This is a genomic window from Vibrio sp. V03_P4A6T147, assembly GCF_002241085.1.
Classification (GTDB): domain Bacteria; phylum Pseudomonadota; class Gammaproteobacteria; order Enterobacterales; family Vibrionaceae; genus Vibrio; species Vibrio anguillarum.
Genome location: NZ_NDIO01000199.1, coordinates 1 through 2,463 on the forward strand (window position 1 = coordinate 1; position 2,463 = coordinate 2,463).

Sequence of the window (2,463 nt, forward strand, 5' to 3'; positions counted from 1 at the left end):
CCTCAAAATAGTGCTAACAAAAAATGCTCAGTGCACCATTCACTTGGTGCATATTAAGCACGACAAATATTACACTTTAAAGAATAGCTGCTGTTTATGGAAAGTGTTAAATTTTGGTTAAGAATAGCCTAAAAAAAAGCCCGCTTAAATAAAATAGGCGGGCGAATAGTCACAGATGCATTACACAAAAAGTGGATGTCCTGAAACAATCAGTGGATTCACTTTTTTGCTGGTCAGGGCAACTTCTCGTTTGTCCTGACCAGCATTGTTAAGAGTACGTCAAAATAAACCTGATGACTATTTATGTTTTAAGAATGACTAAAAATTCACCCCTGATGTTGTGTGATTTAGAGAGCGATCACGCATCAATGTAATGGATTACATTATTGCATTCTTTTTCCTGAAATTTATTCGAGATAGGCGATTGTTAGAAAGCATACGCCTCGTAAAGAGGCGCATGGTCAATATGAGGAAGAAGCTTATTCGTCAGTAAGAGAGTAGGGGAGAGCTTGCATAAACCAACGAGTGTTTGGTTGGCTTGCAAGACGAAACTCAGTTTCTGGCTCGAGATTGTTTGGTAAGACTACTAAACCGATAGCGGTATTATCAGCAAACGTGTAGTGAACCATAAATTGCCCAGCACTACGCCAGTTTTCTCCAACTGAGCGTTCGATCATGATTGGTTGATCATTACTTAGCGGTTGCTCAATGTTGCCTTGAAGGATGTACATTGCACGCTTATTAATACCTCGATATTTAGCGCGAGCGACGGTTTCTTGACCTGTATAACACCCTTTATTAAAGCTGATACCATTAAAGGCCTGAAGATTAACGGCTTGCGGTATGTGCTCATTTTGATCCGCTTGACCAAGGACGGGGACTGCTTCTTCGATATCAAAGCGAGTCCACGTTTCCTCGGTGACTTTCAGTGCTTCACTTTGCGTCATGAGCTGTTGCGCGGTTTGCTCTGAAACAAGTAATAGCCAACGTTGGGATGAAATTTTGATGGCGCTACCACCGTCAATCAAACGCACCTCACCTTCATCTGCCGTTAATGTGTTGATATATTGCTCAGCTTGTTCGCCCATAACACCCAGTGCGACGTCTTGGCTCTGGCTGATATTGACCTTAGAAAAAATAGCGTATTTTTTCAGCTCTCTTAATTCAGCTTCTATTGCTGATAAAGGCTGGAACATCGCATAACCATCGTGATGGTGGAACAGGCGAAAGACCGACCACACTTTGCCTTTCGCATCACAATGGGCACCTAAGGTTGACTGTGTTGGTTCAAGAGTGACGACATTACAGGTCACTTGGCCTTGCAAATAGGCTTTTTTATCATTGCCTGAAATGATGATAGCGCCCCAGGATGCAAGATGAGTCAGCATCAGTGGTGGAAGTGAGCCATTGGCGGTTACTGCGAGAGGTGTCAATGTGTTTTGCCAGTCCATAGTCGTTACCTAAAGAGAATCTTGAGCCCCATGTTAATCCGGAAATTTTTTTTTGTCAGCTTGAACAGGGACTGTGACTCATCTACTAGTTGTATCTTCATCCAGTTGATACACTCAACGCAAATAAACATAAGGTGAGGAAAACCGATGTACACCACTGAAGAAAAAGCAAGAATCAAGTGGGCATGCCGTCGTGGAATGTTAGAGCTCGATGTGGTTGTGATGCCGTTCTTTGAAGAGTGCTTTGATTCTCTGAATGAAAATGAGCAACGAGATTTCGTTTCCCTACTTGAGTCTGACGACCCTGATCTATTTACTTGGATCATGGGGCATGGTCGTAGCGAAAATCTTGGGCATGCGGCAATGGTGGATAAAATTGTTGCTCACAACCTCAGCAAAGTGCGTTAATTTCGTATTATTTCCTTCCCATTTTGCCCGCATTACTAACTTCATTTGTTTGATGATAGCCGTGTGGGCATTATTGATATCGCCCATTCCACTTGTAACGCTCCCCTTATTTTACGCACCTCTTATCACGGCGCAAAAGAGTACCTCACTGTTAGTCCCTAGCTTAATCGGCCAATTCAAGCTCACGAGTCACGGTGAGTGGCAATGTGCCGACCAGAACCTGTCCATTGAAAAGGTTTCTACACAGTTTGCGTTTATGGTGTTGATCATTTATGCACAACAAGGTAAGCGCTATCTAGTGTGGCGCGACAGTTGTGTGGAAGCGGATTATCGCCGTTTATTGGTGCAGCTTCGGCAGGTTACCCATAACCAATCACCAACAATAAAGGAGCGATAAACGCTCTAATGCCGATCAGTTAAGACTTTAATCGGCAGATCAGTTGAATGATCCTACCTTTATGTAAAAATCCGATAGACCTTGTTTATCGGATTTTTTTATGCACGTTTCTCAAGCCCTCGATATCATCAACAGTTATAAACCAAATCAAGTTGAAACACTCGCAGACCTCTTGCCCATTGAGCTCATCAATAGTGCTTATGAGCT

Annotated in this window: 3 protein-coding genes; 2 read left to right on the top strand and 1 reads right to left on the bottom strand. The window is 43.0% G+C overall.

What is annotated here, in order from left to right; all coding sequences use genetic code 11:
• Positions 1-479: 479 nt before the first annotated feature.
• Complete coding sequence (gene ygfZ / locus B9J84_RS08070; protein WP_094123909.1) at positions 480-1,451, bottom strand: tRNA-modifying protein YgfZ; 972 nt, start codon at positions 1,449-1,451, stop codon at positions 480-482.
• Positions 1,452-1,598: 147 nt separating this feature from the next.
• Between ygfZ and B9J84_RS08075 the strand changes: the two genes are divergently transcribed.
• On the top strand, positions 1,599-1,859 hold the full coding sequence (locus tag B9J84_RS08075; protein WP_010319812.1) for a succinate dehydrogenase assembly factor 2: 261 nt from the start codon (positions 1,599-1,601) through the stop codon (positions 1,857-1,859).
• Complete coding sequence (locus B9J84_RS08080) at positions 1,807-2,256, top strand: protein YgfX (protein WP_315903802.1); 450 nt, start codon at positions 1,807-1,809, stop codon at positions 2,254-2,256. The genes B9J84_RS08075 and B9J84_RS08080 overlap by 53 nt, the downstream gene beginning before the upstream one ends.
• Positions 2,257-2,463: the final 207 nt, after the last annotated feature.

Excerpts from the sequence above, each read along its gene's own strand:
- B9J84_RS08080 (WP_315903802.1), top strand. The coding sequence starts at position 1,807 with ATGCGGCAATGGTGGATAAAATTGTTGCTCACAACCTCAGCAAAGTGC.
- B9J84_RS08075 (WP_010319812.1), top strand. The coding sequence starts at position 1,599 with ATGTACACCACTGAAGAAAAAGCAAGAATCAAGTGGGCATGCCGTCGT.
- ygfZ (WP_094123909.1), bottom strand. The coding sequence starts at position 1,451 with ATGGACTGGCAAAACACATTGACACCTCTCGCAGTAACCGCCAATGGC.